This window comes from Marivita cryptomonadis (genome assembly GCF_002115725.1).
GTDB lineage: Bacteria > Pseudomonadota > Alphaproteobacteria > Rhodobacterales > Rhodobacteraceae > Marivita > Marivita cryptomonadis.
The window spans coordinates 86547-107764 of the sequence record NZ_JFKD01000008.1; the positions used below are offsets into that span (position 1 = coordinate 86547).

At 60.6% G+C, this 21218-nt stretch carries 19 protein-coding genes; 8 read left to right on the forward strand and 11 right to left on the reverse strand.

The window, feature by feature from the left end:
• Positions 1–56: 56 nt before the first annotated feature.
• A complete protein-coding gene (gene moaA / locus MCRY_RS10670; protein ID WP_085629626.1) occupies positions 57–1061 on the forward strand; it encodes a GTP 3',8-cyclase MoaA in 1005 nt (334 codons plus the stop codon).
• A gap of 312 nt (positions 1062–1373) precedes the next feature.
• Here the strand turns inward: moaA and MCRY_RS10675 are convergent, their stop codons facing one another.
• The gene (locus MCRY_RS10675; RefSeq protein ID WP_085629628.1) at positions 1374–2501 is read right to left on the reverse strand and encodes an anhydro-N-acetylmuramic acid kinase; all 1128 of its coding nucleotides are present in this window, start codon (positions 2499–2501) and stop codon (positions 1374–1376) included.
• Positions 2502–2523: 22 nt separating this feature from the next.
• Here MCRY_RS10675 and tyrS point away from each other — a divergent pair, with 22 nt between their 5' ends.
• A complete protein-coding gene (gene tyrS, locus MCRY_RS10680) occupies positions 2524–3774 on the forward strand; it encodes a tyrosine--tRNA ligase (RefSeq protein ID WP_085629630.1) in 1251 nt (416 codons plus the stop codon).
• Positions 3775–3799: 25 nt separating this feature from the next.
• Here the strand turns inward: tyrS and MCRY_RS10685 are convergent, their stop codons facing one another.
• From MCRY_RS10685 to MCRY_RS10695, 3 genes are all read right to left on the reverse strand, one after another.
• Positions 3800–4765, reverse strand: a complete 966-nt coding sequence (locus MCRY_RS10685; RefSeq protein ID WP_085629632.1) for a DUF3179 domain-containing protein — start codon at positions 4763–4765, stop codon at positions 3800–3802.
• A 245-nt stretch (positions 4766–5010) separates the two neighbouring features.
• Positions 5011–5559, reverse strand: coding sequence for a peptidylprolyl isomerase (locus MCRY_RS10690; protein WP_085629634.1), 549 nt, complete (start codon positions 5557–5559; stop codon positions 5011–5013).
• Positions 5552–6058, reverse strand: coding sequence for a peptidylprolyl isomerase (locus MCRY_RS10695; protein ID WP_085629636.1), 507 nt, complete (start codon positions 6056–6058; stop codon positions 5552–5554). The genes MCRY_RS10690 and MCRY_RS10695 overlap by 8 nt, the downstream gene beginning before the upstream one ends.
• Positions 6059–6183: 125 nt before the next feature.
• Here MCRY_RS10695 and MCRY_RS10700 point away from each other — a divergent pair, with 125 nt between their 5' ends.
• Positions 6184–7359: a phosphoglycerate kinase gene (locus MCRY_RS10700; RefSeq protein ID WP_085629638.1), complete on the forward strand. Its 1176-nt coding sequence runs from the start codon at positions 6184–6186 to the stop codon at positions 7357–7359.
• Between the two features lie 139 nt (positions 7360–7498).
• The gene (locus tag MCRY_RS10705) at positions 7499–7801 is read left to right on the forward strand and encodes an FtsB family cell division protein (protein WP_085629859.1); all 303 of its coding nucleotides are present in this window, start codon (positions 7499–7501) and stop codon (positions 7799–7801) included.
• Positions 7802–7834: 33 nt separating this feature from the next.
• Here MCRY_RS10705 and MCRY_RS23230 read toward each other — a convergent pair whose 3' ends face one another.
• Positions 7835–9709, reverse strand: a complete 1875-nt coding sequence (locus tag MCRY_RS23230) for a hypothetical protein (protein ID WP_085629640.1) — start codon at positions 9707–9709, stop codon at positions 7835–7837.
• Between the two features lie 293 nt (positions 9710–10002).
• On the opposite strand from MCRY_RS23230, the gene pdhA reads away from it, so the two are divergent.
• Genes pdhA through MCRY_RS10730 form a run of 4 tightly spaced genes read left to right on the forward strand, consistent with a single transcriptional unit; the run spans position 10003 to position 13931 of the window.
• Positions 10003–11016 carry a pyruvate dehydrogenase (acetyl-transferring) E1 component subunit alpha gene (gene pdhA, locus MCRY_RS10715; protein ID WP_085629642.1) on the forward strand — a complete coding sequence of 338 codons (1014 nt, stop codon included), beginning with the start codon at positions 10003–10005 and terminating at the stop codon, positions 11014–11016.
• Positions 11016–12398 (forward strand): pyruvate dehydrogenase complex E1 component subunit beta, encoded by a 1383-nt coding sequence (locus MCRY_RS10720; RefSeq protein WP_085629644.1) that lies wholly within the window; start codon positions 11016–11018, stop codon positions 12396–12398. The genes pdhA and MCRY_RS10720 overlap by 1 nt, the downstream gene beginning before the upstream one ends.
• Positions 12395–12649: a hypothetical protein gene (locus tag MCRY_RS10725; RefSeq protein ID WP_085629646.1), complete on the forward strand. Its 255-nt coding sequence runs from the start codon at positions 12395–12397 to the stop codon at positions 12647–12649. The genes MCRY_RS10720 and MCRY_RS10725 overlap by 4 nt, the downstream gene beginning before the upstream one ends.
• A gap of 1 nt (position 12650) precedes the next feature.
• Positions 12651–13931: a pyruvate dehydrogenase complex dihydrolipoamide acetyltransferase gene (locus MCRY_RS10730; RefSeq protein WP_085629648.1), complete on the forward strand. Its 1281-nt coding sequence runs from the start codon at positions 12651–12653 to the stop codon at positions 13929–13931.
• 121 nt (positions 13932–14052) lie between these two features.
• On the opposite strand, the gene cysE is transcribed toward MCRY_RS10730, so the two are convergent.
• The 6 genes from cysE to MCRY_RS10760 form a co-directional block, all read right to left on the reverse strand.
• Positions 14053–14862: a serine O-acetyltransferase gene (gene cysE, locus MCRY_RS10735; RefSeq protein ID WP_085629650.1), complete on the reverse strand. Its 810-nt coding sequence runs from the start codon at positions 14860–14862 to the stop codon at positions 14053–14055.
• Between the two features lie 75 nt (positions 14863–14937).
• The gene (locus MCRY_RS10740; RefSeq protein ID WP_217808228.1) at positions 14938–15288 is read right to left on the reverse strand and encodes a DUF7742 family protein; all 351 of its coding nucleotides are present in this window, start codon (positions 15286–15288) and stop codon (positions 14938–14940) included.
• A gap of 5 nt (positions 15289–15293) precedes the next feature.
• Positions 15294–19250: a baseplate multidomain protein megatron gene (locus MCRY_RS10745; RefSeq protein WP_085629654.1), complete on the reverse strand. Its 3957-nt coding sequence runs from the start codon at positions 19248–19250 to the stop codon at positions 15294–15296.
• Positions 19251–19254: 4 nt separating this feature from the next.
• On the reverse strand, positions 19255–19698 hold the full coding sequence (locus MCRY_RS10750) for a C40 family peptidase (protein WP_244897902.1): 444 nt from the start codon (positions 19696–19698) through the stop codon (positions 19255–19257).
• Positions 19695–20582 (reverse strand): DUF2163 domain-containing protein, encoded by an 888-nt coding sequence (locus MCRY_RS10755; RefSeq protein WP_085629658.1) that lies wholly within the window; start codon positions 20580–20582, stop codon positions 19695–19697. The genes MCRY_RS10750 and MCRY_RS10755 overlap by 4 nt, the downstream gene beginning before the upstream one ends.
• Positions 20579–21211, reverse strand: a complete 633-nt coding sequence (locus MCRY_RS10760) for a DUF2460 domain-containing protein (RefSeq protein WP_085629660.1) — start codon at positions 21209–21211, stop codon at positions 20579–20581. The genes MCRY_RS10755 and MCRY_RS10760 overlap by 4 nt, the downstream gene beginning before the upstream one ends.
• Between the last annotated feature and the right edge of the window lie 7 nt (positions 21212–21218).

Consider the following 21218-nt stretch of genomic DNA (forward strand, 5'->3'; position numbering starts at 1 on the left):
ATTTCAGTGTTGCACCATACTTGCTCACTCTCCGACGAAAGGCTAGGCTCGCAAGCATGACACCGCTTATTGACCCCTTCCAGCGCGCGATCACCTATCTGCGCGTCTCCGTCACCGACCGCTGCGATTTCCGTTGCGTCTACTGCATGTCGGAAAACATGACCTTCCTGCCCAAGAAGGAACTGCTCACGCTGGAAGAGCTGGATCGTATGTGTTCGACCTTCATTGGCTTGGGAGTCGAAAAACTGCGGATCACCGGCGGCGAACCACTTGTTCGTCGGGATATCATGACCTTCTTCCGGTCGATGACGCGCCACCTCGAAGCTGGCACACTCAAGGAACTCACGCTGACCACCAATGGCTCGCAGCTCGACCGTTTCGCAGATGATCTCTACGCTGCTGGCGTCCGCCGCATCAACATCTCGCTCGACACGCTGGACGACCAGAAATTCGCCGATATCACCCGCTGGGGCCGTCTGCCGCAAGTCATCAAGGGGATTGACGCCGCGCAGAAAGCCGGGATGCGGGTCAAGATAAACACTGTGGCGCTCAAAGGCTTCAACGAGGACGAGCTCTTCACCCTCACCGAATGGTGCCACAACCGCGACATGGACCTCACCTTCATCGAAGTGATGCCGATGGGCGATATCGGCAACGAGGACCGTCTCGGCCAGTATTGGAAACTCAGCGACCTGCGGGACGAGCTGCGCAAACAGTTCACCCTGACCGACCTGCCCGAACGCACGGGCGGCCCCGCCCGCTATGTCCGGGTCGAGGAAACAGGCCAGAAGATCGGCTTCATCACACCGCTCACGCATAATTTCTGCGAAAGCTGCAACCGCGTGCGCCTGACATGCACCGGAGAGCTGTTCATGTGCTTGGGCCAAGAAGACAATGCCGACCTGCGCTCGGCCCTGCGCAACCACCCAAGCAGCGACGCCCCGCTGGAACAGGCGATCCGCGACGCGATCGCGCTGAAACCCAAGGGGCATGATTTCGACTATTCCCGTCAGACCGTGGATGGCCGGGTCTCGCGCCATATGAGCCATACCGGCGGCTGAACCGTAGGACCTGCGAGGGGCCAGCCCCTCGCGCTCCCCGAGATATTTTTAGCCCAAAGAAACGATCTATTAACGATAGAGCGCTACCCAGTAAGCGCGGTACAGGCGGAGGCGCCGATGACCGTGCCCGAAGAAGCCTCTGATCATTCAGATTGCTTCACCGCCCGTCACGTCATGCACGTGGCGGGCGATTTGGTTTATTGTGGATTTCTTTGGGCCACAAATACCTCGGGGTTTGGGGCAGCGCCCCAACCGCTTGATGCGCCGAAGGCGCAGAAAGCATAAACCTGTGCGCCGCAGGCGCTCACCTGATCACACTCGCGAAATCTGACCACCGCCGACGGGCGCGCGCACGCCCGTGGTGCCCGGAGCCGAGGTCGGCAACCCGCGCATCACGCGGACCGCGAGGTAGGCGAAAGCCTGCGCCTCGAGCATGTCTCCGTTCAGCCCAACCGCCTCAACGGGCCGCACAGGGCAATCCAGAGCAGACGTCAGCATCGCCATCATCACCGGATTGTGCCGCCCACCTCCGGTGACCAAGACACGTTGCGGCGCGACCGGACAATGCTCCATCCCCTGCATCACAGCCGCCGCCGCCATGGCCGTCATGGTGGCCGCCGCATCGGCGTCGTCCAATTCACGAACAAGATCAAGCATGAGGGAGAAGTCGTTTCGATCCAGAGACTTGGGCGGCATTTTTCGGAAATACCCTTCCTCGAGGAACAACTCCAAAGCGCCGTCCACCACCTGTCCTTGCGCGGCCAAAGTGCCGTCTTTGTCGAAGGCAACGCCGCGCCGCTCCATCATCAGATCGTTGATCGGCGCGTTGGCCGGGCCGGTGTCGAAGGCCAGTAATGCGCCCTCGCCTTCAGGTGCGGTCGACAAAGGATCGACCCAAGTGAGGTTCCCAACACCGCCCAGGTTCAGGAATGCCAATGGCGCATCCGCCCCGATCCATTTCGCACAAGCCCAGTGAAAGAACGGTGCAAGAGGTGCGCCTTCGCCCCCCAACTCCACGTCGTTCGATCGGAAATCCCAGACCACCGAACGCCCCAAAGCTTCCCCCAATGCCGCGCCATCACCCAACTGGTGTGTGCCGCGCCCCTGCGGCTCATGCGCGAGGGTCTGGCCGTGAAAGCCGATCACGTCAGCCTCAAAACCTTGCAACGCCGCAAAATGGGACCGAAATACAACCTCGGCAGCCTCTGCAAGATCATCCCCCGGCCACTTGCCAAGGGCCGCGCGCAGCACCGCCTGTTCCGCGTCCGAGTAGCCCCGATACCCCGACGCGCCAAACTCGGAAATCGTCACACCGTCGGTCAGGACCAGCGCCGCATCGACCCCGTCCAGAGATGTGCCCGACATCGCGCCCAAGGCCCAGATCGGATCTGCCAACTTGCCCTTCACCTTTTCCCCTGCCCTGCGTATAGCTGCCCTCATTATTCTATAACGAGGCAACCCCATGACCTACCATCCCAAATCGGACTTCATGCGCGTCATGATGGAGCGTGGCTTTCTGGCCGATTGCACCGATTATCAAGGCCTTGATGAGGCACTGATCGCTGGGGTGGTTCCAACCTATATCGGCTATGATGCCACCGCGAAATCGCTGCATGTGGGACATCTGCTGAACATCATGATGTTGCGCTGGCTGCAAAAGACCGGGCACAAGCCGATCACCCTGATGGGCGGCGGCACCACCAAGGTGGGGGATCCCAGCTTTCGCGCCGATGAGCGCCCGCTGCTGACGCCTGCCCAGATCGACGACAATATCGACGGCATGAAGCAGGTCTTTGCCAAGTACCTGACCTATGGCGACGGTGCGACCGATGCCATCATGCTCAACAATGCCGAATGGTTGGATCAGCTGAACTACCTCGATTTCCTGCGCGACATCGGACGGCATTTCAGCGTCAACCGCATGCTGTCGTTCGAATCCGTGAAATCGCGCCTCGACCGCGAACAAAGCCTCAGCTTTCTCGAATTCAACTACATGATCCTGCAGGCCTACGACTTCCTTGAATTGAACCGCCGCTACGGCTGTCTTCTACAGATGGGCGGATCGGACCAGTGGGGCAATATCGTCAACGGCATTGACCTGACCCGCCGCGTGCTGGATCACGAGATCTACGGCCTCACCTCGCCGCTTTTGACCACCAGCGACGGCAAGAAGATGGGCAAAAGCCAGGGCGGCGCGATGTGGCTCAATGCCGACATGCTGTCACCTTATGAGTTCTGGCAGTTCTGGCGCAACACCACCGACGCCGATGTCGGCCGCTTCCTCAAGCTCTATACCGAGCTGCCGATCGAGGAATGCGATCGCCTTGGCGCGCTCGAAGGGTCCGAAATCAATGACGCTAAGATCGTACTCGCCAACGAGGTCACAGCCCTGTGCCACGGGGCCGAGGCCGCAGCGACAGCCGAAGCGACCGCGCGCGAAGTGTTCGAAAAGGGCGGTGTGGGCGATGACCTTCCGACAATCGCCCTCACCTCGGACGAGGTCAGAGACGGTATCTCGATTGTGCAGTTGATCGTCCGGTCAGGTCTTGCGAAAACCGGCAAAGAGGCCAAGCGCCTGATCGCCGAGAATGGTGCAAAAATCGACGATCAACCGCTCACCGACGCGGGGCTGATGATCGACGCAAGCGCCCTGTCAAACCCGATCAAGCTTAGTGCCGGCAAGAAACGCCACGCGCTGGTGAAACTCGGCTAACACTGGGCCGGCGCGGCGCGCCGGTCTAGTTCCCCAGCATCCAGTCCCCGTCTGGCCAAAACGCGTGATAGGCAAAGGCGAACATCACATCATGCGGCAGATCCCGCCCCTGCCCGTCGCGCACCCTTATCGACCCAACATCGCGGCCACGACCGATCTGCGCGGTATCCAAGGCCGAGGCCTGTCCCGCCCGCCACGAGATCACCACCCCCGCTTCGCGTACCTCTCCCGCACGGGCCAAACGCTCCATCGGCCAGGCACGGTCACCCACGCGCACCACCCGCGCCAAGGCGTCGATGCCATGCGGCGGCATCTCTCCTGAATAGAGAAAGGGGCGGGTCGAACTGTCATAGCCCTGATACGGATTGCGTCCGTAATCGCGATTGTAGCCCGGCTCTGCCATGACAAACCCCTCCGGGTGGCGCGCCACAAACTCGGCCCAGCTTTCCATCCAACTGGGCAAAGTGTCCAACTCAGCCCCGGTCAGGTCACCAACGATGGCTTCGCCAATCGCCTGCTGCCACCAGCTTTCGGTTTCGCGATCATACATGATCATATCAGAATTGCGCAGCTTGCCCGACACGCCAAAACTCAGCACCCGGCCATTCACCCGCCGATCAAAGGTCAGTGCCGAATTGCAGAGCGGGCAAAACGTCACTGCGACAGGCACGCCGCCGACCACGTCATTCACGATTTCATGCCACGTCAGATACCGGATCGGATAGGCCCGCGCCTGCCCGCCCAACTCAAGCGTGATGACCGGTTCGGTCGGGTCAATTCCGGTCTTGCCCGAGGCACGCACAAAGGTCGGATCACTGAGCGCGGGAATCCCGTCCTTGGGTGGTCCCCCCGAGAGGATCTCGACCCAATTGGGCACGCTGCTCTTTTCGAAATTGGTCTGCGACCATTCATGCCGCCAGAACTCCGGACTGGCCATCGCGGACGCGGCAATCAAGACAGTAATCAAAAACGACAAAACCGGTATACGCATCGAAATACTCCCCATCTGCGATCAGCTTGCCGCAAATGAGGCCTCGTGCACAGCCTGCCACACGCAGCTGTGACAGCGCGCGACCCGTTGCTTCTTCTTTTTGCAAATATGCAAAAGCGCGTTTGCAAACCTTCCCTACGCAAAATGAGGGGCAAAACTTTGCAAACCGCACCAATTGCCGATGCCGCCCAAAGGCGGTGGCGGCAGAACCTGCGCGTGGCCCCGAAGGGCCACGCACATCAAACTCAGTCTATGACGGTCACATCCGCCATGACGTCGGGCGGACCCATCACTTCACCATTGCGACCTTCGCCACGTTTGATGGCGTCAACCACATCCATGCCGTCCGTCACCGTGCCAACCACCGTGTACTGACCGTTCAGGAAATACCCTTCCTGAAACATGATGAAGAACTGCGAATTGGCCGAATTCGGGCTTTGCGAGCGCGCCATGCCAACAACACCCCGGTCGAACGGCAAGTCCGAAAACTCGGCCGGGAGGTCTGGACGGTCAGAACCACCACGACCCGCCATGCGCATGTCGCCACCATCGATCTTGCCGAACTCGACATCCCCGGTTTGCGCCATGAAGCCGTCGATCACACGGTGAAAGACGATGCCGTCATAGGCGCCCTCTTCCGCAAGTGCTGTGATCTGCGCCACGTGCTGCGGTGCCACGTCTTCGAACAGGTCGATGGTTACGGTGCCATTGGCCTCACCCGCCACTTCGATCTGCAACCCGGTCGCCAACGCCGGCGACGCCAGCAGGGAAAAGGCAATCGCCAGCTTACGCATCTGCGGCCACCTTAACGGAAATCATGCGATCCGGGGTCGCGGGCGGCTCGCCACGGGTGATCGCGTCGACATGCTCCATACCGGAAACGACGCGACCGTAGACAGTGTACTGACCATTGAGGAAGTGATTGTCGGAAAAGTTGATGAAGAACTGCGAATTGGCCGAATTCGGGTTCTGCGAACGGGCTGCGCCCAGCGTGCCACGGTCATGCGGCAGTTTGGAAAATTCCGCGGGCAAATCCGGCAGGTCAGAGCCACCTGTGCCCGCCCGGCGCAGGTTGAAGCCGTCTTCCATGTCGCCGTGTTCGACATCGCCAGTCTGTGCCATGAAGCCGTCGATCACCCGGTGAAAACACACGTTGTCATAGGCACCCGACCGCGCCAGTTCCTTCATGCGTTCTGCATGTTTCGGCGCAACGTCCGCCAACAATTCGATGGTGACGGTGCCATCCTTCAATTCGATCAGGATGGTGTTCTCGGGGTCTTTGATCTCGGCCATGCCGTGCTCCTTCAGATGTAATGTTGTGGCAAGACTTAAAGCGCGACTGCCAGATTGCCAAGGACCGCATTGACGTCAGCGTTGCACATCGCCATCACGGGGCGGACTCAGATCAGGAGGGGCAAATGGCCTGGAAAACGCTCGACGACATGGACCTTGCTGGCAAACGCGTGCTGACGCGGGTGGATATCAACGTGCCGGTGGACAACGGTCAGGTGACAGATGCCACGCGCATCACCCGGATCGTGCCGACCATCACGGATATCCTGACCAAGGGCGGCACGCCGATCCTGCTGGCGCATTTCGGGCGTCCCAAAGGCAAGCCAAATGCCGAGATGAGCCTGCGTCTGGTGCAGCCTGCGTTGGAAAAAGCACTGGGGCGCAGTGTGACTTTTATCGAGCAACCGTCGCGTGACCAGATCGATGCCCTACCCGCCGATGCGGTGGTGTTGATCGAAAACACGCGGTTCACCCCGATGGAAGAAGCGAACGATCCCAAAATGGCGGAATTCCTTGCCTCACTGGGTGATATCTTCTGCAACGACGCGTTTTCCGCCGCGCACCGCGCCCATGCGTCGACCACAGGTGTTGCGCATCTTCTACCTTCGTGTGCCGGTCGCCTGATGGCGGCGGAATTGCGCGCGCTCGAAGCAGCACTCAGCAATCCGCAGCGCCCGGTGGTGGCTGTTGTGGGTGGTGCGAAAGTGTCGACCAAGCTCGACCTGTTGTCCAACCTTGTTGAGAAGGTGGACATCCTTGTGATCGGCGGCGGCATGGCCAATACCTTTCTCGCAGCACAGGGCGTCGATGTGGGCAAATCGCTGTGTGAACACGATCTGGCTGACACCGCCCGCGCGATCGCTGAAAAGGCCACGACCACGGGCTGCGAACTGCTCTTGCCGCGTGACGTTGTGGTCGCGCGTGAATTCAAGGCGGGCGCGGACTCGGAAACCGTCAAAGCCGAAGACTGCCCGGCCGACGCAATGATCCTCGATGCGGGTCCGGACAGCGTGGCACATATCTGTCAGGCTTTTGATCGTGCGAAAACGCTGATCTGGAATGGCCCGCTTGGCGCGTTCGAAATCCCGCCCTTCGATGCGGCGACCAATGCAGCGGCGGCTTATGCCGCGGGTCTCAGCCGGTCAGGCAAGCTGATCTCGGTCGCGGGTGGCGGTGACACGGTGGCAGCGCTCAACAAGGCGGATGCGTCGGAAAGCTTTACTTATATTTCAACTGCTGGCGGTGCTTTCCTGGAATGGATGGAAGGCAAAACGCTGCCAGGTGTCGCCGCATTGGGCTGACCCCCGCCCATGGGCGAGTCCGGAAAGCAACACTGGGCCGCTTGCCGCGCATTTTTACAGCACGGGGAATTCCCTCGCGGTTTCCCCTGTGCAATGGTTCCCGCACGCGCCCGGCAAGAGGTGCGATCAGAGGCAGATGATGACGCAACACCGCACACGACCGGCTCTTGGAGGACTTGTGTTTTTCGCAGGGTCGTTCTGCGTGGGCGCCTATTTCATCTTTGCCGCCGTGCAGGGCGACTACGGCGTGTTCCGCCGTGCGGAAATCGTCGTCGAAACCCGCACTTTGGATGCAGAACTTCAGGAACTGAAAATCGAACTGGCGCGGATGGAGAACCTCACCCGCCGCCTGTCGGACACATATCTTGATCTTGATCTTCTGGATGAGCGCGCCCGCGATATGCTGGGCATGATCCGCACAGACGAAATTGTTGTGCGATAAGTCCGCGGGACCAAAGCGGTCCCGCGCTTTGGACTACATGAACATTGCAAGAATGCCGAGAAACGGCAGGAACATCATCAGGTCGGCCACGCCGCCTGAATCGTCGTCGCCCTCGTCTGTATCACTGTCCTCGGCGGCGCGCGCGTCTTCGAAGGCCAATGTTTCTTCGACACCCGACGTTGCAGCCAAGGTCGGGAAGTCGATGCCGGCAGGTTCCGGCGCAGCTTCGATCAGTGCGTCCTCAACCGGCGCGTCTTCAACAACGGCTGCCTCGACCGGTGTGGTTTCAACTGGCGCTTCTTCAACAGGTGCTGTCTCGACCGGCGCAGTTTCAACCGGCGCAGTTTGATCGGTAAAGTCGTCGATCATCGGGTCTGGCAGCGCATCAGGCGCTTCGTCCGAGATGACGTCCTGAAAATCCTGCGACGGGGTGAAGCCGAACATGCGAACCTGCATGACCTCGCCCTGATCCATCTGCACCGAAAGCGTTGTGCCATCCAGAAACAGCGCGGGATCAATGTCTTCAACAACCGCATCCGAGCTGCTGTTCCCGATCGGCGCGCCATCGGCGACACCCAGAACCGAGATTTCGACCCGACCTGCATCAGTCACGAGCCCAGAGAAGTCGACCTCTGTATCCGCTCCGTCTTCACCGGTTGCCGCAATGTAGAACAAAAGCTCATTCGGTTCCCAGAAGCCGTGCAACGAGATGCCATCTTCCTGAACCTCGGTAGCGGCTCCGGACTCCGGCGTCAGATCAAGCGCGACCTTTCCCGGCATTGCGTCTTGCATCATGTTGAACATCGCGCCACCGGGCGTCAGGTCGGCCTGCCCGTCATCGACACTCAGCGTGTTGGGGGTGTTCTGGATCAACGGCCACACATGCGCCTGTTCGACGTCATAGCGCATGAACTCTTCCATGATGTTGATCATCTCATGCGACTGGAAGAGGCCATAATCACTGGACCGGTCAAGGCTGTCGGTATTGCCTGCGGTGTTCCATTCGGTCACCGCGATCTGCGCATCGGGGATCTGTTCGCCCCATGTCTCGTCGGTGTTATTGAGGAAGAACGTGCGCTGGCCCTCATTTACCTGGCCGCGCGAATAGACATGCACGGCAACCTGATCGACCGCTGCGCGCTCTGCCTCGGTATCGAATTCGGACAGGATCATTTCATTGGCCACATGGGTCCAATTGATCGCGCCCGAGCTATAGAGGCTGTCTTCACCAAGGCTCAGATCATAGGTCACGTTCAGATCGGCAAGGATGTCTGCGCTCGACATGTCGGCGCTATAGTCATTCGAAAGACGTGCGAAATCAAAATTGGTGCCGGATTGCACGATGATTTCGGCATCCGAGTTTTGCAGGCTGAGTTCATCGTTGACGATGACTGCCATCTCACTGGCCAGACGCCCATATTCCACAGAGGACATCTGACCGCTGCCCCAGTATTCATTGCCCAGCTCGAAGGCTTCGATTTCGGCATCGCCATGCACGCCTGTCACCACGTCACGGACAAACCCGCGTAGCGCATCTTCGTCAATGGCAGCAAAGCGATCGCCGTTGGCATCCGTGGTCTCGGAAAGCACGTTGCGGGTCGGGATCACGATGGTGACCGACAGGCCCTCGTCGCCAGCATATTCCAGCGCTTCGTTCAGCGGGATAAACTCGCGCAGTTCCCCCGTATCGCGATCTGTCACAACCGAGGCGTTTGGATCTGTGATGTCGAAATAGCGTTCGGTCAGCGATCCGCCCGGGTACCGGAATGATCCGACACCCAGTTCTTCGATCAGGCGGTCATAGTCGCCCCCTTGCTCCAGGCTGGAGCGCGTGGCGAGCACATTTGCGCCAAAGAGGCCTTGGGAGGCCTCTGATCCCATAAATCCATATGCGGCGATTTCAGGCATATTTGTGGCATCCGAGTGAACAGGTAACCATAATTTCTCCCCATTTTTGCCCAGATGTCTCTAGGTTTATTAAAATGCGCCCCATTTTAGCCGTTATTGTACGGTTCGCCTGAACAGTGCGTACTGACCTCCTGCAATTGTCTTGCCACTTTGCATTCCAGTTTGTGGAAAAGTGACCGAATCGCCCCAATCCGCCTCAAAGCGCGTAAACATCGCCCCTTGCCTTTGCCGGAACGTTGATCGTAGGCTTTGAAAAAAAGTTTAACGCTAAACTTCTTGCAGGGAGGCGCCCCATGGCGGCACGCAAACCATCGGCCAAGGCAGCAAGCTTGCCGAATGTCTCAGCAGAGGAACTGACAACCTATTACCGCGACATGCTGCTGATCCGTCGGTTCGAGGAAAAAGCCGGTCAGCTATATGGCATGGGACTCATCGGCGGGTTCTGTCACCTGTATATCGGTCAGGAAGCGGTCGTGGTCGGGCTGGAAGCCGCCGCCAGTGAGGGCGACAAGCGCATCACATCCTACCGCGATCACGGGCATATGCTGGCCTGCGGTATGGACCCGAACGGCGTCATGGCCGAATTGACGGGCCGCGAAGGCGGCTATTCCAAGGGCAAAGGCGGCTCCATGCACATGTTCTCGAAAGAGAAGCATTTCTACGGAGGCCACGGCATCGTCGGTGCGCAGGTGCCGCTGGGGGCGGGTCTGGCCTTTGCCGACAAATACAAAGGCACCGACCGCGTGACGTTTACCTATTTCGGCGATGGCGCAGCGAACCAGGGACAGGTCTACGAGACCTTCAACATGGCAGCCCTGTGGGCTTTGCCGGTGATTTTCGTCATCGAAAACAATCAATACGCCATGGGCACCGCACAAAAGCGCTCCACCTCTACCCCCGACTTGCACACCCGTGGCGAGGCGTTTGGCATCCCCGGCGAAGCGGTTGACGGGATGGATGTGCTGGCGGTCAAGGCGGCGGGCGACAAAGCGGTCAAACACTGCCGGTCCGGCAAGGGGCCGTATATCCTCGAGATCAAAACCTACCGCTATCGCGGCCATTCGATGTCGGATCCCGCCAAATACCGCACCCGCGAAGAGGTGCAAAAGATGCGCGAGGAACGCGACGCCATTGAACATGTCCGCGAGATGCTGCTTCAGGGCGGCCACGCGACCGAGGATGATCTCAAGGCGATCGACAAAGAGATCAAGGCCATCGTCAACGCCAGCGCCGATTTCGCCCGCGAAAGCCCGGAACCGAGCCTCGATGAACTCTGGACAGATATCTACGCAGAGGAGGCCGTGTGATGGCAACCGAAGTTCTCATGCCCGCCCTCTCGCCCACCATGGAAGAAGGCACGCTGGCCAAATGGCTGATCAAGGAAGGCGACACCGTTTCGGCGGGTGACATCATGGCCGAGATCGAGACCGACAAGGCAACGATGGAATTCGAAGCCGTCGACGAAGGGATCGTCGGCAAGATCCTGATCCCCGAAGGCACCGAGGGCGTGCGCGTCAACACGCCCATCGCCGTGCTGGTCGAGGACGGAGAGACCGTGTCCGATGCTGCCCCCGCAGCTCCGGCACAAGCCCTCGCCCCAGCGGACAAGGCGCAAAGTTCCGAAGATCAGCCCGCAGCAGGCATGTCTCACCCTGAGCCGGTGAAGGCTATCACCAGGGCCGAAGCGCCGTGGCCCGCAGGCACCAAGACCAAGCAAACCACAGTGCGTGAAGCGCTCCGCGATGCCATGGCCGAAGAAATGCGCCGGGATGAGGACGTTTTCCTCATGGGCGAAGAGGTTGGCGAATACCAAGGCGCCTACAAGATCAGTCAGGGTCTCTTGGACGAATTCGGCGCGCGCCGGGTGATGGACACACCGATCACCGAACACGGCTTCACCGGTATCGCGGTAGGTGCCGCGTTTGGTGGCTTGCGGCCCATCGTGGAGTTCATGACGTTTAACTTCGCCATGCAAGCCATTGACCAAATTATCAATTCCGCTGCCAAGACGCTCTACATGTCCGGCGGTCAGATGGGCGCACCGATGGTGTTCCGTGGCCCGAATGGCGCGGCTGCCCGCGTCGGTGCCCAGCATTCTCAGGACTACGCTGCCTGGTACGCGCATATTCCGGGGCTGAAGGTGGTGATGCCCTACTCGGCCTCCGACGCCAAAGGGCTGCTGAAAACAGCGATCCGCGATCCGAACCCGGTGATCTTCCTCGAAAACGAAATTCTTTACGGCAAGACATTCGAAGTGCCCGAGATCGAGGATTACACCGTCCCCTTCGGCAAGGCCCGTGTCTGGCGCGAAGGGTCGGACGTAACCATCGTAAGCTTTGGCATTGGCATGACCTACGCGCTGGACGCCGCTGAAAAGCTTGCCAAAGACGGGATCGAGGCCGAGGTGATCGACCTGCGCACCCTGCGCCCCATCGATTATGACACGGTGATCGCAAGCGTTCAGAAAACCAACCGCTGCATCACCGTCGAAGAAGGCTTCCCCGTGGGCGCCATCGGCAACCATCTGTCTGCGGTGATCATGGAGCGCGCGTTCGATTACCTCGATGCGCCCGTGCTGAACCTGACGGGCAAGGACGTGCCAATGCCCTATGCCGCCAACCTCGAGAAACACGCGCTTTTGACAACAGCTGAGGTGATCGAAGCGGCGAAAAAGGTCTGCTACCGATGACCGACGCCCTGACCGTCCGAACCCGCGACGTGGCCCGCGACGCCTATCATGTGGTAACACCCGAAGGTGCCGCCTTTGTGCCGGAATGCCTGATGGACAAGTTCCCGAACGAGGCACGCCCGACGCATCAGTCCGCTTACGAATGGATCGGTGCCCACAAGCGCCAGATCACGCGTGCGGTTGCCACGCTGAAAGCAGGCAAGACACCCAAAGACCCCTATGACCTCATCACTCTGATCGAGGAGACCTGACATGCCCATCGAAATTCTCATGCCCGCCCTGTCCCCCACGATGGAGGAAGGCACGCTGGCGAAATGGCTGGTCAAGGAAGGCGACGCGGTGTCTTCGGGCGACGTGATCGCCGAAATCGAAACCGACAAAGCGACGATGGAATTCGAGGCCGTCGACGAAGGCGTGATCGGCAAGGTCCTCGTCGCTGAGGGCACAGCAGACGTCAAGGTCAATACGCCCATCGCGATGCTGCTCGAAGACGGCGAAAGCGCCGATGATCTGGACGCGTCGCCCGAACCTGCCCCTAAAGCCGCCCCTGCCAAACCCGCCGAGCCTGCCGCGGCAGCGACCCCAACGGCTGCCCCCCCGGCGCCGACCCAGAGCGGCGACCGCGTCTTCGCTTCCCCGCTCGCGCGACGCATCGCCGCCGACAAAGGTCTGGACCTAAGCCAGATCACAGGGACTGGCCCGCGTGGTCGCATTGTCAAAGCCGATGTCGAAAGCGCCACGCCGCAGGCCGCAGCCCCGGCCCAAGCCGCAGCACCCGCCGCATCGGCCCCAGTTGCAAAACCAGTCGATGCCAGCGCAATCGCCAAGATGTACGAAGGCCGGGCCTATACCGAACTGCCGCTCGACGGCATGCGCAAAACCATCGCCGCACGGCTGACCGAGGCCAAACAGACCATCCCGCATTTCTACCTGCGCCGGTCCGTCACCCTCGATCCGCTCATGGCCTTCCGCGCTCAGCTCAACGCCCAGCTCGAAAAGCGCGGTGTCAAACTCAGCGTCAATGACTTCATCATCAAAGCCTGCGCGCTAGCTCTGCAGCAAGTGCCCGCCGCCAATGCCGTCTGGGCCGGTGATCGCATCCTGCAACTGGAACCGTCCGACGTGGCCGTCGCCGTCGCCATCGAAGGCGGCCTCTTCACACCCGTGCTCAAAGACGCGCACCAGAAATCCCTGTCGGCTCTTTCTGCCGAGATGAAAGACCTCGCCACCCGCGCCCGCGACCGCAAACTCGCCCCACACGAATACCAAGGCGGCAGCTTTGCCATCTCGAACCTCGGCATGATGGGCATCGAAAATTTCGACGCCGTCATCAATCCACCCCATGGGGCGATCCTCGCAGTCGGCGCAGGGCTCAAGAAGCCGGTGGTCGCAGACGACGGCAGCGTCACGGTTGCCACAGTGATGTCGATGACGCTGTCAGTGGATCACCGCGTGATCGACGGCGCCCTCGGTGCAGAACTCCTGCAAGCCATCGTGGATAACCTCGAAAACCCGATGGCCATGCTGGCGTGACCTGAGTTTCTTTGGGCTCGAAATACCTCGGGGGAGTCGCCTGAAAGGCGGCGGGGGCAGCGCCCCCAAATGTTTCCGTGAACGGAAACAGGCGATGCGTTACCGCATCGCCCAACTCACATCACGCGCCAGAGCGTAAAATCTGATCCATGCTGATTGCGGGCTGCGAACAGCCAGCCTCACCCACGATCCGCGCAGGCACACCTGCCACGGTCTTGCAAGGCGGCACTTCTTCCAGCACCACGGACCCGGCCGCAACCCGCGAGCAATTGCCCACCTTGATATTGCCCAACACCTTGGCCCCGGCCCCGATCAGAACACCATCGCCGATCTTCGGATGACGATCTTCCTCTTCCTTGCCAGTCCCGCCCAGCGTCACGGAGTGCAGCATCGACACGTTGTCGCCCACCACAGCCGTTTCACCGATAACGATAGAATGGGCGTGGTCGATCATGATCCCCTGCCCGATCTTCGCTGCCGGGTGAATGTCGACGCCAAACGCCTCGGAACACCGCATCTGTACGAAATACGCCAGATCCGTCCGTCCCTGCCGCCAGAGCCAATTGCCCACGCGGTAGCACTGGATCGCCTGGAACCCTTTGAAAAACAGCAGCGGCTGCAAGAACCGATGACATGCCGGGTCACGCTCGTACACAGCAACAATGTCGGCACGCGCCGCCATGGCGAGACTTGGATCTGACGCAAACGCCTCGTCACAAATCTCTCGCAGGATCTGCTCGGTCATCTCACCATTCGCCAGCTTGAGCGAAATCCGGTAGCTCAGCGCCCGCTCGAGGCTTGGGTGGTGCAGTACCGAATAGTGAATCATGCCGCCCAAAAGCGGTTCCTTGGCAACTGCCTCGTCCGCTTCCTTGACAATACGGCCCCAAACCGGGTCAACCGATGCGAGTTTCGCACGTGTTTCAGCCATGCCATCTCTCCTTTAACGGTCAGAGTTTAGCAGATAGGATCGAATTCGGAAAACGCAAAGCTGTGATGGCAAGGATCAGCGCGCAGAATGCGTAAACAGCCTCAATCGTGTTCGAGACTGGCTTGGCTCATCCAGACTGAAATCCACGTCAGACAACGGCAGCAGCGCTTGCAATGCCTTGAGAACAGCAATCCACGCCGCGAGGCCTTCCGCGCACTGAAACGAGGTTGGCCCGCGCGTAGGATGTCGCAGCGCCGCTGTCATCAGGCTGCCATCCCCAAAAACAGGATGTGCTGACTGGTAGCGCCCGCGATACACCTCCGCCAGATCAGCTTCCCGGATCAGGGTCGCGATGATAACGCCATGCTGGTCAGGTGGCGCAGCCGCAGCAACTGCGACTGCTGCAAGCACGTCATTGTAAATCACCGGCCTCACACAAACACCATGACCCGCGACACCGGTCCTTCTCCGAAGCGGTCCGAGACCTGCGCCACTTCGATATCCACCGTCCCCGCGATGCCGTCGTCTGCCTGCATGGTGGCAGTGTAAACCCAACCCGGCGCGGTAAGATCCACGCTCCGAACAACAGCCCCTTCAACCAGAACCCGCAAGGTATAGGCCTGACGGTCTTCGCCCAAGGGGATCTCGGTCAGGTCCCAACTATCTGCATCCAATCGCGCGCGCCGAATCCACGACACAGAAACATCCCCAGCAGACATATATGCTCTCAGATGCACCGGGCTGTAGGGCCGCAAACCAAGCCCGGCAAAGGCCTGCACCTCGTGCCTATAGGCAGCGTGATCAAAAGGCTTGTCCGCAGGTCCGATCCGGTAATGCCGCGCCTGTCCCCGCAAAGAAGAGGCCAATGCGATCTGTCGCGCTGTTCCGTCAAGCAACACGAAAAACGCTCCTGTCGGCAAGATATCGGGCACCAGCGCATCCGTGCCGAATTGCCCGCGCAACAGGCCAGTCAGTCGCCAGACACCAGGTCCGGTCAACTCTGCCGTCCTGAACTGAATGATTTCCCAACCGTCGGGCTCGCCCGATCCGATCGCCGCAAGGTTTGCGCCACTCAGCAATCCGGCCTCACTGACCGAAGACAAACTGCCAGAAGTCAGTGCCACTTCGATCAGTGTCGCGTGATCCACCAGCCCCGAAGGCGCCCGTGCCACCGCGTTCAGAGTGACCCCAACCGTCGAAGCCACTCCGACAAGCCCATTCAAGGAATACCCCGCATCTTCCACTGCGTCGTAAACCGCGACATCCCCCGGCCACGGATCCGCTGTCACCGCAAGATGTGGCGCATGCGGCACCTCATCTCCGGTGATCAGCGGAAGATCAAGGAACAGCGGCAGCACTGGCCCGGACGCCACAAAGCGCCGCGATGGCGTTGGATCATCCGGGAAATCCGCAGGATGGTATACCTCCGCCTCGACCCGCACGGCGTCGATCAACTGATGGGTTGTCTGCTCCACCCGGTCGATCCGCACCGCCATGGCCCCCGCCTCAATCGGCAAACGCACCACGTCACCCGCGCCGAGTGCCTGTTGGGATAACGGCAAGGCAAACCGCACCGCATCCCGCGACACCCGCGCTTCGCTCAACCAGCGTTCAACCGCCTGCCGCCCCTCGGGACGCGTCAGTAAAAGCGGCACTTCACTTTCGGCCACCGCATGAGTGCCTTCGTCGGGCAGCACGGATTCCTCGGAGATATTACGATAATCGCCATCCGCCTCGACAAAGTTCAGCCGCACGCGTCCCGACATGTCCGCTTCTGAGCTTCGGCTTTGAATCACCTCGATGCCCAAATCGTCATGTGACGCAAGCTGGTCGAACTCCAACGACACCGCGCGCGCACCATCACGATTGCGGAACACCACCCCCCCGTCGCGTTCGATGGCATCAAACCCATAGGCCAGCATGAGAGGTTGCAGAACCCGTCGGGCATCCGTCACATCCGGCGCAAGATAGCCGCGCACAAACCCGAAAAGCGCGCTCACATCATAGTCGCGCAGACCAGAGCGTTCGCAAATCTCGGCCACCACCGAGGCCAATGTGCGACCCGACACACGCCCGTTGATCCAATGACCGCGACGGTAGTTCGGGCCGTCCGACCACATCTCGTCTACATTGGGAAACCAAGGATAAGGCCGCGCGTCCCACGCCCAGACAAAGACCCGCCCCATGTCGATCATCGGCTCACCGTAAAGACCGGACACAGGGTTGTTCGCCGGGTCGCCCCAATAGCTCAGCATCGCCCGCAGATACTGATGCTGAATCAGCTCGTCCCGCAGCCCGTTCGAATAGGCGGGCAAAGTGCTCTCGGAACTCTTGGGGTCCAGAAACTTGTTCGGCTCATTCGTCGCCTTGTCCACCGCCGCACAGCCGATTTCCGTGAACCAGATCGGCTTGCTACTTGGCACCCATTCCGTCTGCACAGCCTGCCGCACCCCGCCCACGCGGTTGTGATGTGGCTGCGACCACCAACTGCGAATATCTTTGTAGCGCCACACCCATGGCTCGCCATAAGCGCCATCGGTGATCGGTTCCCGCACCTGCAGATCCCGCGCGTCTTGCGACGGGTAATACCAATCGTACCCCTCGCCCCCGGCCACATTCGCACGCAGATAATCCAGGTTGTAGATTGACCCCCAATCGGCATCGGCATGGCCTTCCCCATCCCGCCAATCGGACAGACGCATGTAATTGTCGATCCCGATAAAATCGACATTCGGATCGGCCCAAAGCGGATCAAGGTGGAAATACACGTCCCCGCTGCCATCCTGCGGGTGATAGCCAAAATACTCCGACCAATCCGCCGCATAGCCAATCTTCACATCCGGCCCAAGGATCGCGCGGCACTCTTCCGCCAGCACCCGCAGCGCATCGACCGCCGGAAAGCCAGAAGCCCCCCGCAATTGCGTCAGGCTCCGCATCTCAGACCCAATACAAAAGGCGGTCACCCCTTCTGAAACAGCGCACAAATAAGCTTGATGCAGGATAAAGCGTCGATACCCCCAGTCCTGCGGAACCTCCTCGGCCTCGGACCCGCCCTCGGCTTCGCTCCCAAGCTCCAATCCTCCCGGTGCGTAGTGAACCACACCCTCCGCCACGACAAAGTCATCGACCTGCGCCGCGCCAAAAAACGCCGCCACTTCGGCGTCTACTAGACTGGTGCCCGTAAGGTCTCCCACCTGTCCCGGCGCAACGCTGGCTGTGATCCGCCCACGCCAAGGCAGCTTCGGCTGCTCCATCTCACCCGTCCAAGGGTTCGGCAGCCCGTTCCCCGGCATCTGCGCCATCAGGATGAACGGATAGTACAGAACCTCCAGCCCCTTCGCGACCATATCCCGGATCGACTGCACAACAGACGCATCGCACGGTGTGCCCCCATAGACCGGACGGCCTTCGTCCACCGGCACCAACCCGGCATCGGCCCGAACAAGCCCACTGACCATCCACGGCATCTCGGCACTGTCCGCTGCAACCTGTTCGACCTTCGGCTGGATCACACAGTCGCCACAACGCAAATCACTACCGAACCAGCTCACCACCAGCGACACCGCCCCACAATCCGGAACTTCGTCCTGCAAATGTTTGAGCGACGTCTCAAAATCCGCCCGGTCCGACGGACTGTTCACATTGACGGTGTTTGACTTGCCCGCACCGCCATCCAGCGACACCGCTTCTGTAGCCAGCGAATACTCCCCTGTACCGGGGATCATCGCGACCGCGCGAATGTTGAACGGCACGTCCTCGGGGTCGTCCTGCACCGGGCGCGTCACCTCGAAGGAAAACTGCGGCACGCGGTTGCCGAACCGGCTCAGGTCCAAATCCTCGAACACGACATAGGCCGTACCCCGATAGGCAGGCACCAAACCCGCGCCCTCGACAGCTTCCATCTTGGGATCAGGCAACTGGTCGCGCGATCCCGGATAGACCACCATGTTCAGATCATGCACCGAGATTTCGGCACCATCCGCCCAGACCCGGTTCACACTGGTGATCTCGCCCTCGCAAAGCGCCACGGCAAGGCTCACCGAATAGCTGTATTCCTTGATTGTCGGCTGCGCGGACAACCCTTTGCCATCACCCGACTTGGACACATTTTCCTTGAACTGCGTGGCCCAGATGATGTGCCCGCCCACCCGCATCCGGCCAAAAATCTGCGGAATCGGCTGACCCTCGCCCGCTGTGCTTAGCCGCAGCCGGTCCAGCCGCCCAGTCTCGATTGACCGCGCCCCACCGCCCAACACCCGCTGGTCAATAGCCCGTCCCAGAGTCGCCCCGGCAAACCGGCCAACCGCCGACATGGACAGCCCAAGCACCGATCCGCCAAGGCTGCTGCCCAGCGCAGCACCCGCCGCCGAAAGAACCAGTGTCGCCATCGTTCTATCCTTCCTGAATGTCGGGCAAGGCAAACCGCGCCACGATGCGCCGCTGCCAAGGCGCGCTCAGCGCCGTTTCCACCACCGCATGTCCCGAATAGGCGTGGATGAATCGCGCCTCGGCGCCGATCCGCGTCTGAATGCCCAGATGTTTTGCAACGCCCCGATCGCACATCCGAAACAGAATAACGTCACCGGACGCTTCATCCTCGACAGGCTTGCCCTCCATGAGCGCAGCAAGCCCTCGCCAAAGCATTTCATCGCCCTGCGGCTCAGACCAATCCGGCGTATACGCAGGCACCACACCCGGCTCACACCCATAAAGCCCGCGCCAAACGCCCCGCAGCAGCCCAAGACAATCCGCCCCCGCTCCGCACAGGCTCACCTGATGCACGTAAGGCGTGCCGATCCAACGCCGCGCCTCTGTGACAATCCTCTCGCCCGTCACCGCAAGCTCCCACCGCTGCGCAACCGCGCTGCTGTTGGATGAATCAACACCCATTCTTCCTGCGGAATGTCCGGAAAACCTTGGAAGTTGACCAAATTGTCGAACTTGCCTCGGCAAGTCTCGAACCGTTTGTCACAGCCCACGATCAGCTTTACACGATCCCCGACAGCCACCGAAGCCCGAAGCGGCTCCCACAGATCGACCTCGCGCGCGCCGTCCTCGAACAGCACATCACGCTTGATCACGGCCCAAAGCCCCTCTGCAGCGCCATCCAACATCGTCAACCGTCCGCGTTGAAACCATTGCGCCTCAAACCCGCTCGCGCCGGACAGGACAAATCCACCCTTAGCGGTCACCCCGGTAACAACCACCTCGGCAGACATACCCTCAGCGTCAGTATCCACTCCACACGCCGCATCCCCCAGCACCGCCAGACACGGCGCTTGGTACACCCGACCCACCGGCCGGTTGAGCCACTCCGTCAGCCCCCGCAACTCCGCAGTGAACGCACCGCCGCTGCGTGTGATCTCCCCCAACGATCCCCGAAACAGCACCTTGCGCGCCGCGACATCGGCCCAATTGACCAACCACGCCGTCACCTCGGCCCCGTCGAACCGCCCCGCCGCAATGTCCGCCTCGGTCACGCTGGCATCAGACAGCGCGCCAACCGCCTCAGTGTTGTCCACTGACAGCCCGGTGCCCTGCTGCACCGCTGCCGCGCTCATGCCGGTATCCGCACGAAAGGCCAATCCGTTGAAGCTCAGGTCAAGATCGTGATCCGTAAAACCAAACCGCCGGCCATCCCTTCGCCGCACCTCCCAAGCCCGCGCCACCGTGGTGACACCCCTGCCCAGGTGCGCACCCAGCGCCTCCGCCGCGCTCATACCCGCAACTCCACCACCGGCACATCCGGCACTTCACCCGCCTGGAATGTGGCAGCCGAGGTCTGAATACGGTCCGTGTCAAACCGCACTGGCACATCGAACTCGAACCCGGCTGTTACCGAGACCCCCGCAGAGGGCGCAGTAAAGAAAGACACCACCCCAGTCATCACATCGACCGAGAAATCCGTCCCCTCCTCCAGCGCCATGCCGTCAACCGCCACCAGCACCGACCCGGCAACAGGCTTCGCCACCGGACGCGCGTAAACCGCACCCCCCGACACATACGCCTTTGACAAACCAAACTCCGTCGTCACGCCATCGCCAGTCCCGATCACCTGATCTGTGGCCGTGACCTGTGCTGACGGTTTACACGACTTGAAGTCTGCCCAGTCTTTCCAGCGAAACCCGTACATCTGCCCGCGCCGCGCCTCAAAGAACGCGATCAGCGTGTCGATATCATCCATCGACCGCAGCCCGATCCCCGCATCATACCGCCTGCGCGAATGCGCCCACGGCGTGTTCCGCTCCTCAAAACCACTGGCCAGCGTCACTACATCCGTCCGCCGCTCTGGCCCCCCAATGGAACCAAAGCTCAACGCCGTCGGAAACCGTACCTCATGAAACTGCATCGCAAGC

Coding starts and splice junctions, on each gene's coding strand:
- moaA (WP_085629626.1), top strand. CDS start 57: ATGACACCGCTTATTGACCCCTTCCAGCGCGCGATCACCTATCTGCGC.
- MCRY_RS10675 (WP_085629628.1), bottom strand. CDS start 2,501: ATGAGGGCAGCTATACGCAGGGCAGGGGAAAAGGTGAAGGGCAAGTTG.
- tyrS (WP_085629630.1), top strand. CDS start 2,524: ATGACCTACCATCCCAAATCGGACTTCATGCGCGTCATGATGGAGCGT.
- MCRY_RS10685 (WP_085629632.1), bottom strand. CDS start 4,765: ATGCGTATACCGGTTTTGTCGTTTTTGATTACTGTCTTGATTGCCGCG.
- MCRY_RS10690 (WP_085629634.1), bottom strand. CDS start 5,559: ATGCGTAAGCTGGCGATTGCCTTTTCCCTGCTGGCGTCGCCGGCGTTG.
- MCRY_RS10695 (WP_085629636.1), bottom strand. CDS start 6,058: ATGGCCGAGATCAAAGACCCCGAGAACACCATCCTGATCGAATTGAAG.
- MCRY_RS10700 (WP_085629638.1), top strand. CDS start 6,184: ATGGCCTGGAAAACGCTCGACGACATGGACCTTGCTGGCAAACGCGTG.
- MCRY_RS10705 (WP_085629859.1), top strand. CDS start 7,499: ATGACGCAACACCGCACACGACCGGCTCTTGGAGGACTTGTGTTTTTC.
- MCRY_RS23230 (WP_085629640.1), bottom strand. CDS start 9,709: ATGCCTGAAATCGCCGCATATGGATTTATGGGATCAGAGGCCTCCCAA.
- pdhA (WP_085629642.1), top strand. CDS start 10,003: ATGGCGGCACGCAAACCATCGGCCAAGGCAGCAAGCTTGCCGAATGTC.
- MCRY_RS10720 (WP_085629644.1), top strand. CDS start 11,016: ATGGCAACCGAAGTTCTCATGCCCGCCCTCTCGCCCACCATGGAAGAA.
- MCRY_RS10725 (WP_085629646.1), top strand. CDS start 12,395: ATGACCGACGCCCTGACCGTCCGAACCCGCGACGTGGCCCGCGACGCC.
- MCRY_RS10730 (WP_085629648.1), top strand. CDS start 12,651: ATGCCCATCGAAATTCTCATGCCCGCCCTGTCCCCCACGATGGAGGAA.
- cysE (WP_085629650.1), bottom strand. CDS start 14,862: ATGGCTGAAACACGTGCGAAACTCGCATCGGTTGACCCGGTTTGGGGC.
- MCRY_RS10745 (WP_085629654.1), bottom strand. CDS start 19,250: ATGGCGACACTGGTTCTTTCGGCGGCGGGTGCTGCGCTGGGCAGCAGC.
- MCRY_RS10755 (WP_085629658.1), bottom strand. CDS start 20,582: ATGAGCGCGGCGGAGGCGCTGGGTGCGCACCTGGGCAGGGGTGTCACC.
- MCRY_RS10760 (WP_085629660.1), bottom strand. CDS start 21,211: ATGCAGTTTCATGAGGTACGGTTTCCGACGGCGTTGAGCTTTGGTTCC.